Source organism: Parabacteroides sp. AF14-59 (genome assembly GCF_003479515.1).
Taxonomy (GTDB): Bacteria; Bacteroidota; Bacteroidia; order Bacteroidales; family Tannerellaceae; genus Parabacteroides; species Parabacteroides faecis.
This window is the reverse complement of sequence record NZ_QUHH01000003.1, coordinates 120,502-138,114: the sequence shown is the minus strand read 5'-3', so window position 1 is coordinate 138,114 and position 17,613 is coordinate 120,502. Positions and strand designations below refer to the sequence as shown.

Annotated in this window: 17 protein-coding genes; 9 read left to right on the top strand and 8 right to left on the bottom strand. The window is 43.9% G+C overall.

The features are described from left to right. Positions 1-170: 170 nt before the first annotated feature. Both DWW23_RS04645 and DWW23_RS04640 read right to left on the bottom strand, forming a co-directional pair. Entirely contained in the window at positions 171-2,552 is a 2,382-nt protein-coding gene (locus tag DWW23_RS04645) for an ABC transporter permease (protein WP_122352117.1), read from the bottom strand. 12 nt (positions 2,553-2,564) lie between these two features. Further along, complete coding sequence (locus DWW23_RS04640; protein WP_122352116.1) at positions 2,565-3,263, bottom strand: ABC transporter ATP-binding protein; 699 nt, start codon at positions 3,261-3,263, stop codon at positions 2,565-2,567. 214 nt (positions 3,264-3,477) lie between these two features. On the opposite strand from DWW23_RS04640, the gene DWW23_RS04635 reads away from it, so the two are divergent. Continuing rightward, positions 3,478-4,830, top strand: coding sequence for a sigma-54 dependent transcriptional regulator (locus DWW23_RS04635; protein WP_122352115.1), 1,353 nt, complete (start codon positions 3,478-3,480; stop codon positions 4,828-4,830). After that, positions 4,827-6,044, top strand: coding sequence for a PAS domain-containing sensor histidine kinase (locus DWW23_RS04630; protein ID WP_122352114.1), 1,218 nt, complete (start codon positions 4,827-4,829; stop codon positions 6,042-6,044). The genes DWW23_RS04635 and DWW23_RS04630 overlap by 4 nt, the downstream gene beginning before the upstream one ends. A gap of 132 nt (positions 6,045-6,176) precedes the next feature. Here the strand turns inward: DWW23_RS04630 and rpmA are convergent, their stop codons facing one another. Both rpmA and rplU read right to left on the bottom strand, forming a co-directional pair. Continuing rightward, positions 6,177-6,443, bottom strand: coding sequence for a 50S ribosomal protein L27 (gene rpmA / locus DWW23_RS04625; RefSeq protein ID WP_122352113.1), 267 nt, complete (start codon positions 6,441-6,443; stop codon positions 6,177-6,179). A gap of 22 nt (positions 6,444-6,465) precedes the next feature. Continuing rightward, entirely contained in the window at positions 6,466-6,783 is a 318-nt protein-coding gene (gene rplU, locus DWW23_RS04620; RefSeq protein ID WP_122352112.1) for a 50S ribosomal protein L21, read from the bottom strand. A gap of 204 nt (positions 6,784-6,987) precedes the next feature. Between rplU and DWW23_RS04615 the strand changes: the two genes are divergently transcribed. Then, complete coding sequence (locus tag DWW23_RS04615; RefSeq protein WP_122352354.1) at positions 6,988-7,797, top strand: MBL fold metallo-hydrolase; 810 nt, start codon at positions 6,988-6,990, stop codon at positions 7,795-7,797. A gap of 4 nt (positions 7,798-7,801) precedes the next feature. Here the strand turns inward: DWW23_RS04615 and DWW23_RS04610 are convergent, their stop codons facing one another. From DWW23_RS04610 to DWW23_RS04595, 4 genes are read right to left on the bottom strand one after another with little or no spacing between them, the layout of a single operon-like run. Next, positions 7,802-8,383 carry a Maf-like protein gene (locus DWW23_RS04610; RefSeq protein WP_122352111.1) on the bottom strand — a complete coding sequence of 194 codons (582 nt, stop codon included), beginning with the start codon at positions 8,381-8,383 and terminating at the stop codon, positions 7,802-7,804. Between the two features lie 14 nt (positions 8,384-8,397). Next, positions 8,398-8,919 (bottom strand): HAD family hydrolase, encoded by a 522-nt coding sequence (locus DWW23_RS04605; protein ID WP_122352110.1) that lies wholly within the window; start codon positions 8,917-8,919, stop codon positions 8,398-8,400. Next, positions 8,912-9,679: a Rossmann-like and DUF2520 domain-containing protein gene (locus tag DWW23_RS04600; RefSeq protein ID WP_122352109.1), complete on the bottom strand. Its 768-nt coding sequence runs from the start codon at positions 9,677-9,679 to the stop codon at positions 8,912-8,914. The genes DWW23_RS04605 and DWW23_RS04600 overlap by 8 nt, the downstream gene beginning before the upstream one ends. After that, positions 9,676-10,230: a nitroreductase family protein gene (locus DWW23_RS04595; RefSeq protein WP_122352108.1), complete on the bottom strand. Its 555-nt coding sequence runs from the start codon at positions 10,228-10,230 to the stop codon at positions 9,676-9,678. The genes DWW23_RS04600 and DWW23_RS04595 overlap by 4 nt, the downstream gene beginning before the upstream one ends. Before the next feature lie 145 nt (positions 10,231-10,375). Between DWW23_RS04595 and DWW23_RS04590 the strand changes: the two genes are divergently transcribed. The 6 genes from DWW23_RS04590 (at position 10,376) to DWW23_RS04565 (ending at position 17,544) form a co-directional block, all read left to right on the top strand. Beyond that, positions 10,376-12,790, top strand: a complete 2,415-nt coding sequence (locus tag DWW23_RS04590; RefSeq protein WP_122352107.1) for a TonB-dependent receptor — start codon at positions 10,376-10,378, stop codon at positions 12,788-12,790. A gap of 145 nt (positions 12,791-12,935) precedes the next feature. Beyond that, the gene (gene mce / locus DWW23_RS04585) at positions 12,936-13,346 is read left to right on the top strand and encodes a methylmalonyl-CoA epimerase (RefSeq protein ID WP_122352106.1); all 411 of its coding nucleotides are present in this window, start codon (positions 12,936-12,938) and stop codon (positions 13,344-13,346) included. A 118-nt stretch (positions 13,347-13,464) separates the two neighbouring features. After that, complete coding sequence (locus tag DWW23_RS04580; RefSeq protein ID WP_122352105.1) at positions 13,465-15,018, top strand: acyl-CoA carboxylase subunit beta; 1,554 nt, start codon at positions 13,465-13,467, stop codon at positions 15,016-15,018. A 21-nt stretch (positions 15,019-15,039) separates the two neighbouring features. Continuing rightward, positions 15,040-15,924 carry a lamin tail domain-containing protein gene (locus DWW23_RS04575; RefSeq protein ID WP_122352353.1) on the top strand — a complete coding sequence of 295 codons (885 nt, stop codon included), beginning with the start codon at positions 15,040-15,042 and terminating at the stop codon, positions 15,922-15,924. A 23-nt stretch (positions 15,925-15,947) separates the two neighbouring features. Further along, positions 15,948-16,379, top strand: coding sequence for a biotin/lipoyl-containing protein (locus DWW23_RS04570; protein ID WP_122352104.1), 432 nt, complete (start codon positions 15,948-15,950; stop codon positions 16,377-16,379). Positions 16,380-16,383: 4 nt separating this feature from the next. Continuing rightward, on the top strand, positions 16,384-17,544 hold the full coding sequence (locus DWW23_RS04565) for a sodium ion-translocating decarboxylase subunit beta (RefSeq protein WP_122352103.1): 1,161 nt from the start codon (positions 16,384-16,386) through the stop codon (positions 17,542-17,544). The last annotated feature ends 69 nt before the right edge of the window (positions 17,545-17,613 follow it).

Sequence of the window (17,613 nt, the reverse complement as noted above, 5' to 3'; positions counted from 1 at the left end):
GATATAACCACAAATATAGTATATTTCCAATAAGCTTTTAGGGTTGTAGCCCCAAAAAACCTGCAATACTATTCTTTTGTTATGGTTATAACCCTAAACAGAAGTCCTCAAAGACAGGATATGATGAAATTTCTACGAGTCATAATTGTTCTATAAGACCTATATCAGACTCACTCCGTCTTTATCGACTTCACCGGATTGGCAATGGCAGCTTTCAGTGATTGGAAACTAACTGTCAGAAGGGCTATCAGGGTGATCAGCAAAGCAACCCCAACAAAGATATCCCAACTGAGCACAATACGATAAGCATAATCTTTCAGGTAACGAGTACCGGCATATAATGAGACAGGAATGCCTATTACAAAAGAAATAAGCAGAAGCACCATATACGCTTTCCCCAACAGGAAAAGTATATCTATTATCTTAGCACCCAAAACCTTACGGATACCGATTTCTTTGGTTCGTTGTTCGGCAGAGAAAGCACTTAACCCCAATAATCCTAAACAGGATATGAAAATAGCCAGCACGGCAAACAAGGCGGACAGTTTTTCTACCAGATGTTCATTCTCGAATAAACGATCGAAATCGTCAGTCATAAAGGTCGGTTCGAATGCGTGATACGGCGTAAAAGAACGTAATACAGTTTGCACCTGCCCTATTGCTTTGTATGTCTCGATATCCGGTTTCAGACGGACAAACAATAGGTTCGTTCTTTTCGGATCATAAAAAAACAATGCCGACGCCGGTTCGATTGCATAAAAATCATCGAACACAAAATCTTTCATAATACCTACGATTTCCCATTTACGTTCTGCCGACTGTCCGATCTGTCCTCCTATACGTCCTTCTTTTCCCATTCTTTTTGCCAGAGTTTCATTGATAAGAACCCCAGCCTCCCCTTTATTATTTTTCTTAGTCGGATCAATATCCGTTCCGTCTATAAGTTTTATACCGGCAGCACCGATTAAACCTTCCGATACAAAATTCACAGAGACATAGGCATCATCCTCCGGATCTTTCCCATTCCAGACCCAGGGATTGGTTTTCATACTCGAATTCAGGATCTGATTGGCAGAAAATCCACATTCCTCTACCACACCTGTATTTCTCAATTCGTTCAGCACAGCCGATGACGAATTATATAACTCAGCCGTGACAGAAAAACTCACCAGATTGTCTTTTACTATCCCGATATCACGTTTTTGTATCAGTTGTATCTGAAGATAAATAACAAAAGTGCTGCAAATCAGAATAAATGCCATCGTAAACTGAAATACGACTAACCCCTGACGTATCCATGCGGCACTCCCCCCTTTACTCACTTTCTGCATTTTCAATGTAGCCAACGGATTGTAAGAAGATAAATACAAGGCTGGATAGCTGCCTGCCAGAAAAGTACAGAATAACCCGATTACCAACAACCCTATCACAATCGTCGGATTAAGAAGACTGAAGGATAACCGGACACCTATAAATTCATTAAACAAGGGAAGACTCAGCCAGATCAACCCGACCGACAACAAAAGGGCTATCGACGTTATCAGTCCCGACTCCACCAGGAATTGCCTGATCAGGTACTTCCTTTTAGTCCCGAACGTTTTCCGTACCCCGACTTCCAATGCCCGCTTTTGAGAACGGGCTGTCGACAGGTTCATAAAATTAATACAAGCAATCAGCAGAATCAATACTCCGATCAGAAAAAAGAGCGAAACAGTCTTAATGTAACCCCCTCCGGTTTCCACCCCATTTTTATACTGCCCGTATAAAAGCATTCTATTCAAAGGATAAAGAAATATATGAAAACTTTTATACGTCGGACCAGCTTTCAGGAAAGACAGTTTGTCCAATTTATCATTCAACAATTTTAAATCGACACCCGATTCCAGTTCGACATAAGTATGCAACCAGGAAGCCCCCCATTCGCCTATATCGAATACTTTTTTTACTTTCTGCTCCATGATACGAAAAGGAATCACCCATTCAAACTGAAAGGAGGTATTATCCGGCATATCTTCAAACACACCCGTCACTTGATATATAGCCCCTTCATTGACAAGGCCTTTTCCTATGGGGTTTTCGTCCCCGTAAATCTTCCGGGCCATCGAACGACTGAGGATGATCGAATATTGGGGTTCAAAGACATAGGATATATCTCCGTATATAAACTCCATTCCGATCATATTAAAGAGAGAAGAATCGGCATATGCACCTTTTTCCTCAAAAGAGTTTGTCGTATTCTCCGGCACAAAAACGAGTGTTTCACTATTGTACCTGGCACAACTTTTCACTTCCGGAAAGTCATCATCCAAAGCTTTTGCTAGTAAATTATTTGATTCAAAAGAAGTGATACACTCACCCGATCCCGGATAATAGTGATAAGCACTGACATATATATTCCGGGAATTGGGGATTGCCTTATTGAAATTCACCTTGCTCTCGACCCAAAGAAAGATCAGTGCTGCCGAAGTGATCCCGATTGCCAGCCCGATGATATTCAATAAACTATATGTTTTACTCCGGAAAATAATCCGGATAGATCTTCTTATATTCATTTGTGTAAGCCTTTAGTTTGCAGTGTAAGCCAATTCTTTCAGGAAATTTTCTGTAACCGGTTTCCCATCCAGCATGTGAACGATCCGATGACTGTAACGGGCATCATGTTCACTGTGCGTCACCATAACGACGGTAGCACCCGCATCGTTGAGAGAAGTCAGCAGATCCATAATTTCCAGACCATTCTGGCTATCCAGATTACCGGTAGGCTCATCTGCCAGGATCAGCTTCGGGTCATTGACAATGGCCCGGGCAATTGCCACTCTCTGCTGCTGTCCGCCGGAAAGCTGTGACGGGAAATAGTTACGGCGGTGATTTAACAGAACACTTTTTAAAGCCTTTTCCACCTTCATCTTCCGCAGGGAAGCTTTCATTCCGCAATTTTCCAGAGGTAATTCGATATTCTCAAATACGGTAAGTTCCTCGATCAGATTGAAGCTCTGGAAGACAAACCCTATATTCTCCCGCCGCAAGTCACATCGTTTATTTTCATTCAGGCCGGTCATTTCGACGCCATTAAGAAGATAAGAACCCGAAGTAGGATCGTCGAGCAATCCCAGAATATTCAGCAAAGTAGATTTACCACATCCTGAAGGCCCCATGATAGCAACAAATTCATGTTCCTTTACATGAAGCGACATATTATCCAATGCAATCGTCTCAACTTCATCCGTCCGGTATACTTTTCTCAAATCATTTATTCGAATCATAGTTTTATGAATTATTCAGTATATTACATATTATCAGGAACAAGTAGCGTACCAAAGCATTAACGCACTATCTATTAACCCATTAGTCAAATGCGCTAATTTCCAAAGTGTCCATTAACGGACACCTTCTGTATGCCTGTGGACAAAAAACAGAAACGACTTTGGGATTCACCTCATTCTTGATATATTTGCAACCTACTAAAAAAGAGTTGTTATGAACTTACACCAGGCAAATATACTGATTGTTGATGATGATAAAGACGTTCTGACCGCAGTTCGTTTCTTGCTGAAGATGGAAGCAAAAACGGTATTGACCGAAACGAACCCTGAAAACATCCATAAACTGATCATGACAAACGATATCGACATTGTTATGTTGGATATGAATTTCAGAAGCTCCATCAATACCGGCAATGAAGGTTTGTACTGGTTGAAGGAAATCAAGAAATGGAAACCGGCTCAATCCGTTATCATGATCACGGCCTATGCCGATATAGATCTGGCAATCAAAAGCCTGAAAGAAGGGGCGGCCGACTTTATCGTTAAACCCTGGCATAACGAAAACCTGATAAATCTCCTGACGGAAACATTATATAAACAGACATCTCCTGAGATCAAAGAAAAGATAAATGAAAGGAAAACAGATGTAAAGATTATAGGTGCTTCGGAAAGCATGCAGCTATTGTTCCATAAATTACAAAAGATAGCACCTACCGATGCCAATATATTAATATTGGGAGAGAACGGTACAGGTAAGGATCTGGTAGCCCGTTATATTTATCAGTTATCCCTCCGCCGAAATTACCCGTATATAAAAGTGGATGTAGGTTCCCTGACAGAGACTCTTTTTGAAAGCGAGCTTTTCGGACATAAAAAAGGAGCCTTTACAGATGCACGCGAAGACCGAACCGGATTAATCGAGGCGGCCGACAAAGGCACGCTCTTTCTGGACGAAATAGGTAATATTACTTTGCAACAACAGGCCAAACTGCTGACCGTATTACAAAACCGGGAGGTAACACGCCTGGGAGCCAATGCACCGACACCGGTGGATATTCGTTTATTATCCGCTACCAATCTTCCGCTACGGGAACTGGCTAATGAAACACATTTTCGCAGGGACTTGATCTACCGGATCAATACAGTAGAAATAACGGTGCCTCCTCTCCGTGAACGGGGCGAAGATATCATCCTGCTGGCAGAACACTTCCTGGAGATATATGAGAAAAAGTATTTCAAACAAAAGTTCCGTTTATCCGACTCAGCCAAAAAGAAACTGATGCTGTATCATTACCCGGGAAATGTACGCGAATTGCAATATACCATAGAAAGAGGTGTTATTATGTCCGACAGCAATGTGCTGAAAGCGGAGGATATCACCTTCTCGCCGATGGAACAACCGGAAGAAAACAACCAACCGATACCGACCCATAATCTGGAAGATCTGGAAAGAACCGCTATCGAACAGGTGATCCAAAAACATAACGGAAACATATCACAGGCTGCTAAAGAGCTGGGACTGACCCGGGGAGCTTTATACCGTCGGTTAGAAAAATACGGACTATGACTATCCTGTTATCCAGTATAATTGCCGTACTCCTTATATATATAATGTACGTACGGAAAAAGACCAACCGGGAGATCGACGAATTTGCCGAGTCTATCCTTTACAAAGATTTCTCAAGAAAATATCCCCGGTTCCAGACCATCACGGATGCTTTCCTGAACCTGGCAAGCGAAAAAGAAGCGCAGCAACATTATCTGAAAGAGATGTTGGAACTGGTCGACACCGGCATCCTCGCCTATGAGATAGAAACACACGAAACATTGTGGATGAACGACTCCTTCACAACCATGCTCAATATTCCCCATATAAAGAACATCAACTGGTTGAAAAAACAAAATGAAGATCTGTTCAATGAATTGCTCGATATTCCGGTAAATGAAAGTACATTGATCACGATCCATGCCCGGAAACAAACCATCAAAACGATGACCAATGCCTCCGTTTTCCAAACAGGAGGAAAAACCTATAAACTGATAGCCTTCCATAATGTAAGCGCTACTATGGAAGAGGTCGAATCGGGAGCCTGGAAAGGGTTGCTTAATGTGATGACCCATGAAATAATGAATTCTATCGTCCCCGTCTCCTCCCTTTCGGATACGCTCAGAAGAAAAATACATGTCCTGAAAGAAAGATCATCCCAACTGTCAGAGCCGGATCTGGAAGATATGGAACTGGCATTGGATACAATACATCGCCGCAGTAATGGATTGCTACGTTTCGCCGAGACGTATCGTAGTTTGAGCCAGAAGATAGTGCCCGATATGAAATCCTATAACCTCTACGACCTGTTGAACTCCATTCATTCCCTGATGAACCCTTCCTTGCAGCAAAAAGGGATCGAATTCACTCTCAAAACGGACGATCCGGACGTAACGGCCTATATAGACAGAGATCTGATCGAACAGGTGATAATCAACTTCGTAACCAATGCCACCTATGCTATTTGCGAAAAAAAGAAGCCGGAAATACATCTCTTCTCCGGTTGCGATACCGAAGGGCATCCTTATGTCACCGTTGCCGATAACGGATGCGGTATATCCGATGCGGTACGCGACAAAATATTTATCCCCTTCTTCAGTACAAAGAAAAACGGTAACGGCATCGGCCTGAGTATCTCCCGGGAAATCGTCAAGTTACATAACGCAAAGTTGCATGTGCAAAGCCAGGAAAAGTCAGGAAGTGCTTTTACTGTTTTGTTCAATCCCCAAGGCTAATATTTGTTTCATCCTAGTGAAACGTTTGTTCCTACTTGAAGAAACAACTGTTTCTCCTAAGTGAAACAAAATAAAAAAGCGAAACATCCTTTCGGACATTCCGCTTTTCTTATTCTTTTCGAGTAAAGCGAATTATGCTTCTGCTACGATTTCCTGAATAGAAACGAAAGATCTGTTTTCTTTACCTCTACGGAAAGTAACAACACCATCTTTCAAAGCGTACAACGTATGATCTTTACCGATACCAACGTTTTCACCCGGATGATGAACTGTACCTCTCTGGCGAACCAAAATGTTACCAGCTTTAGCTACTTCACCACCAAAAAGCTTAACACCTAATCTCTTACTTTGTGATTCACGGCCGTTCTTAGAACTACCAACACCTTTTTTATGTGCCATTTCTTTTTTTCTCCTTTAAACGTTAAGCAACAATTTCTTTTACACTCACTTCAGTGAACTGCTGACGGTGACCGTTCAGTTTACGATAACCTTTTCTTCTCTTCTTGTGAAAGATCAGCACTTTATCACCTTTTACCAGCGGAGACAGTACTTCACATACTACCTTTGCGCCATCAACTGTAGGAACACCTACTTTTACATCACCATTGTTGTCAACCAACAATACTTTGTCAAACTCAACAACAGCACCGCTTTCTGCGTTCTGAATGTGATGAACGAACAATTTCTTTCCTTCTTCAGCTTTGAACTGCTGTCCGTTAATTTCTACGATTACGTACATCTGTCTTTTTATATTTAAACAGGTTATGTCCCGGGGGTGGATACATATTAGGTATCACTTGTTTACCCTCTGCAGAATTTCAGACCGCAAAATTACTGTTTCCGAATATATTATGCAAGGATTAACTGGATTTTTTTATTCATCCCAGAAGAATTGTTTATCTTTATGACTGAATTTTATCAGTTGAATAAAATATTATTCCGTATGAAATACAAAATAACCACTTTAGTCGAAAACTGTGTCTACGGACGCCAACTCCGTGCAGAACATGGTTTGTCATTATATATCGAAACCCCTGAATATAATATACTTTTCGATACAGGCGCCTCCGACTTGTTCATTCATAATGCCCATATACTGAACATTGATCTGAAAAAGGCAGACTACCTGATCCTTTCACACGGACACAGCGACCATACCGGAGGCTTACGGCATTTCATGGCATTGAATGAAACGGCAAAGATTGTCTGTAAACAGGAAATTTTTTGTCCTAAATTTAAGGATGACAGAGAAAACGGGATCAGGGAGGTACCGGTGTCCGAACGCTCCCGCTTCTTATACATTAATAGTATAACAGAACTGGTTTCCGGAGTTTTCATTTTTCCTCAGATAGAAATTTCCGATCCGAAAGATACACACTTCGATCGTTTCTATACCCGGGGCAATACGGGTAAAATCCCTGATAACTTCGAAGACGAACTGGCAATAGCTCTGACAACTAATAATTCTTTTTCAATCATCAGTGCCTGTTCACACCGGGGGATCACTAATATTTACCGGACAGTACGAGATAGATTCCCTGCCTTATCTCCCGATCTGGTCCTGGGAGGCTTCCATATCCACAATGCTGAAACAGAGAAATTTGAAGTGATCGCCAATCACTTTAAAACAAATCCGGTCGAACGAATTGGTACTTGTCATTGTACAGGGGTCGATAAATACGCCCTCTTCCATCAACAATTCAACGACCGCGTATTCTACAACTACACAGGAAATGTTATCGAGATAAAATGACTACTTAAAACTTTTTCAGCTCCTGATACAATCGTTGTACCGGCAACCCCATCACATTATAAAATGAACCGTTGATGGCTTCCACACCGATATACCCGATCCATTCCTGTATACCATAACTACCGGCTTTGTCGAACGGACGATATTTATCTACATAATAGATAATATCATCCTCTTCCAGCTTCGCAAAGCTGACGGCCGAAGCTACAGAGAAAGAGACACTCTTCTCTTTGGTCGTCAAGCAAACTCCTGTCACGACCTCATGGACATGATCGGACAAATAGTTTAACATTTCGATCGCCTCTTCACGATTCGCTGGTTTACCCAAAATACGATCGTAAGTAGCCACGATGGTATCAGCCGTAATCAGCAATTCATCATCAGTCATTTTTTCCAGATACGCTTCCGCCTTCCTACGGGCGATATGCAAAGGAATCTCTTCTGCCGTCAATGTTTCGGGATACGATTCATCGATACCGGGAATCACCTCGACCTCAAACTCGAGATCAAGTCCGGACAATAATTCTTTCCGGCGGGGTGAGTTAGACCCCAATACAATCCGGTATTTACGTAGGTTAGTCAACATATGTTTCATTGTTATTACCATCCGAAGGCTTCCGCGCTCATCCAATGGCCTTGTGCTTTCATTGTTTGTTCTATCACATCGCGGGCAACACCTTCGCCCCCGTTACGCAAGGAGATATACCTGGCAATCTGTTTGATTTCCGGTGCGGCATCGGCAGGAGCTACAGGCAATCCCACCAGCTTCATCACATCATAATCCGGAATATCGTCGCCGGCATACATAACCTCTTCCGGTTTTAACCCGGTCTTTTGCAGAAAATCATGGAAGTCATGTATCTTTACAGCACTGCGCATATATATATGTTCGATACCCAACCGGGAGAAACGGATTTGTACGGCTTCCGTATAGCCACCGGTAATAATCCCTACCTGATAGCCTTTCTTTACAGCTAACTGCAAGGCGTAACCGTCTTTGATATTGACTGTACGCATCGGATCGCCATCAGGATGAAGCGGGATCACGTCGCACGACAACACACCGTCCACATCGAATACAAATGCTTTTATCTTTGTCAGGTCATAATTGATACTACTCATTTTGGGCCTCCTTATGTATGCTCCGGCTCAGAAGCTGGTAGATCGCTTTCATATCCGGATCGTCCAGCATAGCCAGATGTTTATTGATCACATTTTCATCATACCGGATCGCCGGACCGGTTTGAGCGGCTGACGGCGACATGGAATGTATTTTGGCTGCCGTTTCATCGATAAGCGGCAACAGGACATCCGCCGGGATGGATTCGTTTTCCAGCAATTTATAAGATAATGTATAAATATGATTGGTAAAATTACAGGCAAACACAGCTGCCAGATGCAGACTCCGGCGCTTTTCAGAAGACATGAAACGGACATTTTCAGAAAGAGCGCTGGCTATATTTTTCAGATAATCTGCCTCCTTCTCCGTATTGGCTTCCAGGAAAAAAGGGATTACGTCGAAACTCACATTCCGGCCTTTACTGAAAGTCTGCAAAGGATAAAGAACTCCGAATCTCCGGGTATATCCTTCAAAAACATTCATCGGCATACTTCCAGCCGTATGAACCCACATGCCGCTGTTCGGTTTGACTTTGGAAATCACCTCCTGCAAAACCGTATCCTTTAAAGAAAAAACATACAGGTCCGCATCCTCCTGCAAGGCAGACAGATCGTTGGTCCACGGACATCCCAGCTGCACAGCCAGCTGACGGGCACTCTCTTCCGTATGGCTGTACACCTGCCCTATCTGCATTCCGACCCGTTGCATGGCAAGCGACAAACGTGTTGCCAGATTTCCGGCTCCGACAAAAACTATTTTCATGCTTCCTTATTTTCTTCCGGCATTTTAAATGTGCCCAGGTGAATCTTCTCCCACTGCAAATGAGCTTCATCAAACGGCTTACGCTCCTGGTCCTTATAACCGAAACCGATTATTGAAAGGACTTCCAGCTGATAAGGGATATCGAGCAGATCACGTACATAAGTATTTGCGTCGGCATCGTCTTCCGTCTGACGGTTACGTATCTGGCACCAGCAACTACCCAGTCCCAGATCTTCCGCCTGAAGCTGCATATAGATAGAGGCAATAGAAGCATCTTCCACCCAGACGTCGCTTTCCATCACATTCGCTATAACCACAACAGCCAGTGCACACCCCTCAAGGAACGAGGAACCTGCCGCTTTACAGCCAGCCAGCTTTTTCAACATTTCCTTATCTTCCACCACTATGAACTGCCAGGGATTCTTACGCTTGGAAGCGGGAGCCATCAAGGCAGCTTTCAAAATCATTTCGACTTGTTCAGGTGAAAGCAACCGGTCAGTAAACTTACGCGTGCTTCTTCTATTCTTGATCAGTGTTGCAAAACTATCCATTTTTATCTTACTTTTGTGCTGTTAATTAATCATCTTCATCCAATAGGGAAGATATTTCTGAACAGGACAAAGATAAAGATTTTTTACACGCTGAATATACGCTTCCTTCATTTTTCGCGTTAGTAAAGCTATAACATTATTTATTATGAAGATTCGTGCGATAGCTGCACTGCTATTTATATTGGTTTCAATCAGTGCTTTTGGACAAAAGCATGTCAAAATAACGGGATATGTACGGGATGCCGACGGTAGTCCGCTCGAACTGGTACTCGTCCAGATAAAAAATACCCTGAACGGGGCTATGACAAATGAAAAGGGTTACTACTCGATCACAACCTCTCCGGGTGATTCCGTTGCGGTCATATTCTCATGCCTGGGTTACAATAAAGCGGAACGCATCCTGCCCAGCCTGCAACAGGATATGCGCCTGAATGTACAGATGAACTATACCAGTATCGACCTGGGGGAAGTTGTTGCCGTAGGTACCCGTTACCAGACCAGCACCCTTCAAACCATGAATGCAGACCGTGTCAAGTTACTCCCCGACCCTGCCGGAGGTAGTATCGAAAGTCTGGTGGTTACCTTCGCCGGGGTATCGTCCAGTAATGAATTAAGCTCTCAATATTCAGTTCGCGGCGGTAGTTACGATGAAAATATAGTTTATGTAAACGGCCTGGAAGTGTTCCGTCCGTTGCTGATCCGCTCCGGGCAACAAGAAGGTTTGAGTTTTATCAATCCGGACCTGACCGAAGCCGTAAACTTTGCCGCCGGAGGATTCGAGGCACGATACGGCGATAAAATGAGTTCCGTTCTCGACATAACTTATAAAAAACCTAAGCTATTCGAAGGCTCGGCATCCGCCAGTTTACTGGGAGCCAATGCTTATGTCGGCAGTGCGGTCGGAAAATTCACACAGATTACCGGTATTCGCTATAAGACCGGACGCTCGCTGCTAAAAACGATGGATACGGATGCGGAATACCAGCCGGACTTCGTCGACTTGCAATCGTATATGACTTATCAGCTGGCTCCGAAATGGGAAGTAAACTTCCTCGGAAACCTGGCTTCCAACACATTCAAATTTACGCCTAATAAGCGGGAGACCAATTTCGGTACGGTGGAAAACGCCCAACGCTTTGAAGTATATTTCCCCAACAGCCGCGAACGGGATAAATTCCAGACTTTATTCGGGGCACTGACCCTTAAACATAACCCGAACGAGAAAACAGAACTGGGTCTCCAGGCTTCCGCTTTCTCCAGCAAAGAGATAGAAACGTATGACATCACCGGCGAATACTGGCTGGGCGATGCAACAACAGAAAACAATAGCGGACAAGAAGCTCTTGAGGTAGCCCGTTATCACGAACATGCCCGCAACCGCCTGAGTTCTACTATTATGAATGTAGGCCATTACGGCAGCAGCAAGATCAGGAACAACACGATTCAATGGGGAGCGACTGTGCAGATGGAAAAAATAAACGACCGTATCAGCGAATGGGAAAAACGTGACTCGGCCGGATATTCGCTGCCTCAAACGGGAGATGGCGTCAATGTGATCTCCAACCTTTATTCGAACAATGATTTATCCAGTACACGTGTATCAGGATACATCCAGGATGTTTTCAAATTCCGTACCAAACAAGGAATGTTTACCCTTATCGGAGGTATCCGCGGAAGTTATTGGAGCTATAATAAAGAATTCATTTTCAGTCCGCGTGTATCCCTGGGATTCATTCCAAATTTCGACCAGAGACTGACATTCCGCGCAGCAACGGGTATCTATTACCAATCGCCGTTCTATAAGGAACTACGAACCACCGTACAGGACGCAGCAGGCAACGATGTCATCGAACTGAACAAAGATATCAAATCGCAACGCTCCATCCATTTCATTCTGGGCGGCGACTATACCTTCAAGGCCGGTGACCGTAACTTCAAGGTCAGCACCGATCTCTATTATAAAAAACTGGATGACCTCATCCCCTATACCGTCGACAACGTAAAGATCCGTTACTACGGTGAAAACTGCGCTAAAGGACATGCAATGGGTATCGATGTCAAATTCTTCGGAGAGTTTGTTCCGGGAACCGATTCATGGATCAGTTTCTCACTGATGAAAGCCGAACAAACGATCCGCGACAAAGTGACCGTCCCGATGCCTAACAGCCAGGGTTATAACGTGTCCTTATTCTTCCAGGATTATTTTCCGGGATACAAACGTGTAAAACTGAATCTGAAGGGCGTTATCTCCGGCGGACTTCCTTTTATTGCACCTCGCACAAAATACGAAGACGTCAAAAGTACATTCCGTACCCCGGCCTACAAACGTGTCGATCTGGGCTTCTCCTATCAGCTGGCCGGAGGCACCGATGCAATCATGGACCGCGGCTTCTTCCGCCACCTGAAAAACATCTGGATCGGGCTCGATGTGTTCAACTTATTTGACATAAAAAATGTTAGTTCCTACTACTGGATCACCAACATCGACAACCAGCAGTACGCAGTACCTAACTACCTGACAGGTCGACAACTCAACGCTCGGCTGATAGTTGATTTTTAGTCTGAAACCAACATTATTCAGGTTCTTTTGAACATATCATTTTCCTGTGGATAATAATTAATGAAATATTTCTTGATTCTTTAAAAAGAATGTACCTTTGCCATCAGAACAAAAAGCATTTATCAATTAATAAATTATTATTGACATGGAAATTACACATATTGAACATCTGGGCATTGCAGTGAAAAGTATCGAAGCTTGTCTGCCGTATTACGAAGAAATTTTAGGCATGAAATGCTATAACATCGAAGAAGTAGCTGACCAGAAAGTGAAAACTGCTTTCTTTAAAGTAGGCCAGACCAAAATTGAATTACTTGAACCGACCAGCGAAGACAGTACTATTGCTAAATTTATCGAAAAGAAAGGCGAAGGTATCCATCACATCGCATTTGCTGTACCTGACGTACAGGCAGCATTGAATGAAGTCGAAGAAAAAGGCGTTAAGCTGATCGACAAAGCTCCCCGTGGTGGTGCAGAAGGCTTGAACATCGCATTCCTTCACCCGAAATCAACTTGCAGCGTATTGACAGAACTTTGCATGCCGGGCAATAAATAATTCAGTTGACAGTTGACAAGTGACAGTTTACAGGTTGAATAACCTGAAAAAACTGTCAACTGTCAACTGTCACTTGTCAACTAAATAAGTTCATTTCTAACAACAAATCAGAAATACAATGAGTAACCAACTTGAAAAAGTAAAAGAGCTTATCGCTCTTCGCGAACAAGCCCGTTTAGGTGGTGGAGAAAAAAGAATCGAATCTCAGCACAAGAAAGGCAAGTACACAGCACGCGAACGTATCGCCATGTTGCTTGATGAAGGTAGTTTCGAAGAGTTTGATATGTTCGTTCAGCACCGTTGTACTAACTTCGGTATTGAAAAAACAAAATTCCTGGGTGATGGCGTTGTAACAGGTTATGGTACGATCGACGGCCGTCTTGTTTACGTCTATGCACAAGATTTTACCGTATTCGGCGGTGCGCTGTCTGAATCGTTGGCGATGAAGATCTGTAAAGTAATGGATCAGGCGATGAAAATGGGTGCCCCTGTTATCGGCCTGAACGACTCCGGCGGAGCCCGTATCCAGGAAGGTGTAAACGCATTAGCCGGTTATGCTGAGATCTTCCAGCGTAATATCCTGGCATCAGGCGTTGTGCCGCAGATCTCCGGTATCTTTGGCCCTTGTGCCGGTGGTGCAGTTTATTCTCCGGCACTGACAGACTTTAACATCATGACACGCGGAACCAGTTACATGTTCCTGACTGGTCCGAAAGTTGTTAAAACAGTTACAGGTGAAGACGTAACTCAAGAACAACTGGGCGGTGCAAGCATACACACCACTAAATCGGGTGTTGCACACTTCGCCGTTGATACGGAAGAAGACGGTCTGCAACTAATCCGCAAATTGATCAGCTTCCTTCCGCAGAACAACCTGGAAGAAACTCCGCTGGTCGAATGTACAGACCCGATCGACCGTCTGGATGACGTATTGAACGATATAATCCCTGATAACACCAACCAGTCATACGATATGTATGAGGTGATCGGCACGATCATCGATAACGGTGAATTCCTGGAAGTACATGCAGATTATGCTAAAAATATTATCGTAGGTTTCGCCCGTTTCAACGGACAGACTGTAGGTATCGTTGCCAACCAGCCGAAAGTAATGGCAGGCTGCCTGGACAGCAATGCTTCACGTAAGGCAGGTCGTTTCGTACGTTTCTGCGACGCGTTCAACATTCCTTTGGTTACATTGGTAGACGTTCCGGGATTCCTTCCGGGAACAGGCCAGGAATACAACGGTGTGATCCTTCACGGTGCCAAATTGCTTTACGCTTACGGCGAAGCGACTGTTCCTAAGATCACAGTTACCCTGCGTAAATCTTACGGTGGCGCTTATTGCGTGATGAGTTCCAAACATCTGCGCGGCGATATGAACTACGCATGGCCGACTGCTGAGATCGCAGTAATGGGTCCGAGCGGTGCTGTAGAAGTAATCTTCGCAAAAGAAGTTGCCGCATCCGAAGATCCTGCAAAAGCAACAGCAGAAAAAGAAGCAGAATACAAGAAAGCATTTGCAAACCCGTACAATGCTGCTCAATACGGTTATATCGACGATGTGATCGAACCGCGTAACACACGCTTCCGTATCATTCGTGCTTTACAACAATTGCAGACTAAGAAGTTGAGCAATCCTGCTAAGAAACATGACAATCTGCCTCTATAATTCTAAAACAGGAAAATGAATATGACTAACAAAAGATTTGGAGTATTGCTGCTGTTCGTTTTGCTCGTCTCATTCGGGGCACAAGCACAGCGTGCAACCTCCATGCGAATAAATGAAGTGCTGGTCATCAATGACGATAATTTCGTTGATGACTATGGCAAACGGCACCCCTGGCTGGAGTTATTTAATACTTCCGCCGGATCGGTTAATATTGCCGGTTGTTTTCTGACAGACGACAAGAACAATCCCAAAAAATATCCGATCCCTAAGGGTGATGTAAAAACTATTATTGCTCCTCGCCAGCATACGTTATTTTGGGTTGACGGAGAACCGAATCGCGGTACATTCCATGTTAATTTCACATTTGATCCGTCAAAAGAAAACTATATTGCATTATATGATGCAGACGGGAAAACACTGATTGACGAAATAACCATTCCGGCCAACCAGATAGCAGATGTAAGTTATGGTAGGATAATTGACGGAAAAGAAGAATGGGCGCAACTGAAAAAAGTAACTCCCGATACAAACAACCTGACGCTCGATTCAAACGAAAAGATCGAGAACTTCAAAATGAACGACTCGCTGGGTATCGGCATGACCATTACCGCGATGGCGGTTGTATTTCTAGGATTGCTCCTTCTTTTCCTTATCTTCAAACAAGTGGGCAAAGCAGCTATTGCAGCCAGCAAACGTAATGCACAGAAAGCCGGTGCGACGGTTAGTGGCGACAGTGCGGAACAGGTTTCCGGAGAAATATTTGCAGCTATAGCGACTGCATTGTATGAAATGAATGACGATAACCATGACATCGAAAACACTGTTCTTACAATACGTAAAGTTCGCCGCACATATTCTCCATGGAGTTCTAAGATCTACAGCTTACGTGAAACCCCTAGAAAGTGATTATCTCATAAAACAAAACAAGAATGAAAAGTTTTAAATATACCATCAACGGTAACGTATATAAAGTACATATCAACTCAGTGGTTGACGATATCGCTGAAGTAGAAGTAAACGGTACTCCCTACAATGTAAAAATGGAGAAACCGGCAAAAAAACAAATGGTGACACTGAAGCGTCCGGCACAGGCTCCGACCACACCCAGCGGCGAATCGGTTATTACCCGTCCGGCAGCATCCACTACTCAAGGAGCTATCAAATCTCCGCTTCCCGGTGTAATCCTGCAGATGAAATGCAATGTAGGCGATACGGTTAAGAGAGGCCAGACATTGCTTATCCTTGAAGCCATGAAAATGGAAAATAACATCAATGCTGACCGCGACGGAAAGATTATTGAAGTAAAAGTACACAAAGGAGATTCCGTACTGGAAGGTGCTGATCTCGTCGTAATCGGATAAGAGTATGCAAGAGAGTTTTATGTCATTCCTGGGTGAAAACTTACAGTTGTTTCTCACCTACACAGGAGTATATAATGCGACTCCGGGGCATCTCGTGATGCTTTTGGTCGGTTTGCTCTTTATATTCCTTGCGATCAAATATGAGTTTGAACCCATGCTTTTGATCCCTATCGGATTCGGTATTCTGATTGGTAATATTCCTTTCAAAGATGCAGGACTTCAAGTAGGTATTTATGAGCAAGGGTCAGTATTGAACATCCTCTACCAGGGTGTAACCTCCGGATGGTATCCGCCATTGATCTTTCTCGGTATCGGGGCCATGACCGACTTCTCCGCTTTGATATCCAATCCAAAGCTGATGTTGATCGGTGCTGCCGCCCAGTTCGGTATCTTCGGCGCTTACATTATCGCTCTTCAGATGGGATTCGAACCGAACCAGGCCGGTGCTATCGGTATTATCGGTGGTGCTGACGGTCCTACGGCTATCTTCCTTTCCTCCAAGCTAGCTCCAAACCTGATGGGGGCTATTGCGGTGTCGGCCTACTCGTATATGGCGTTGGTTCCTATTATCCAGCCGCCGTTCATGAGACTGCTTACTACCAAGAAAGAACGTCTGATCCGTATGAAACCGCCGAGAGCCGTTTCTTCCACAGAAAAGATTGTTTTCCCGATTATCGGTCTGTTGCTGACTTGCTTCCTGGTTCCTTCCGGTCTGCCTTTGCTGGGTATGCTGTTCTTCGGAAACCTGTTGAAAGAAAGTGGTGTAACACGTCGTCTGGCTGAAACGGCCCGTGGTCCGCTGATCGATACGATCACGATCCTGTTGGGTATCACAGTAGGTGCTTCAACACAAGCAACTCAGTTCCTTACATTGAACTCAGTTAAGATCTTCGGTCTGGGAGCGCTGTCATTCGTTATCGCAACTTGTGCCGGTATCCTGTTCGTGAAGTTCTTCAACCTGTTCCTGAAAGAAGGAAACAAGATCAATCCGCTTATCGGTAACGCCGGTGTATCTGCCGTTCCTGACTCAGCACGTATCTCTCAGGTTGTAGGTTTGGAATACGATCCGAGCAACTATCTGTTGATGCACGCTATGGGTCCGAACGTAGCAGGTGTAATCGGTTCTGCTGTAGCAGCCGGTATCCTGTTAGGATTCTTAGGATAAGATTTTATCTGGGTATTCAATAGATACCTAAAAATAAAGGATGGCATGTGAAATGGATATTAAACTCCA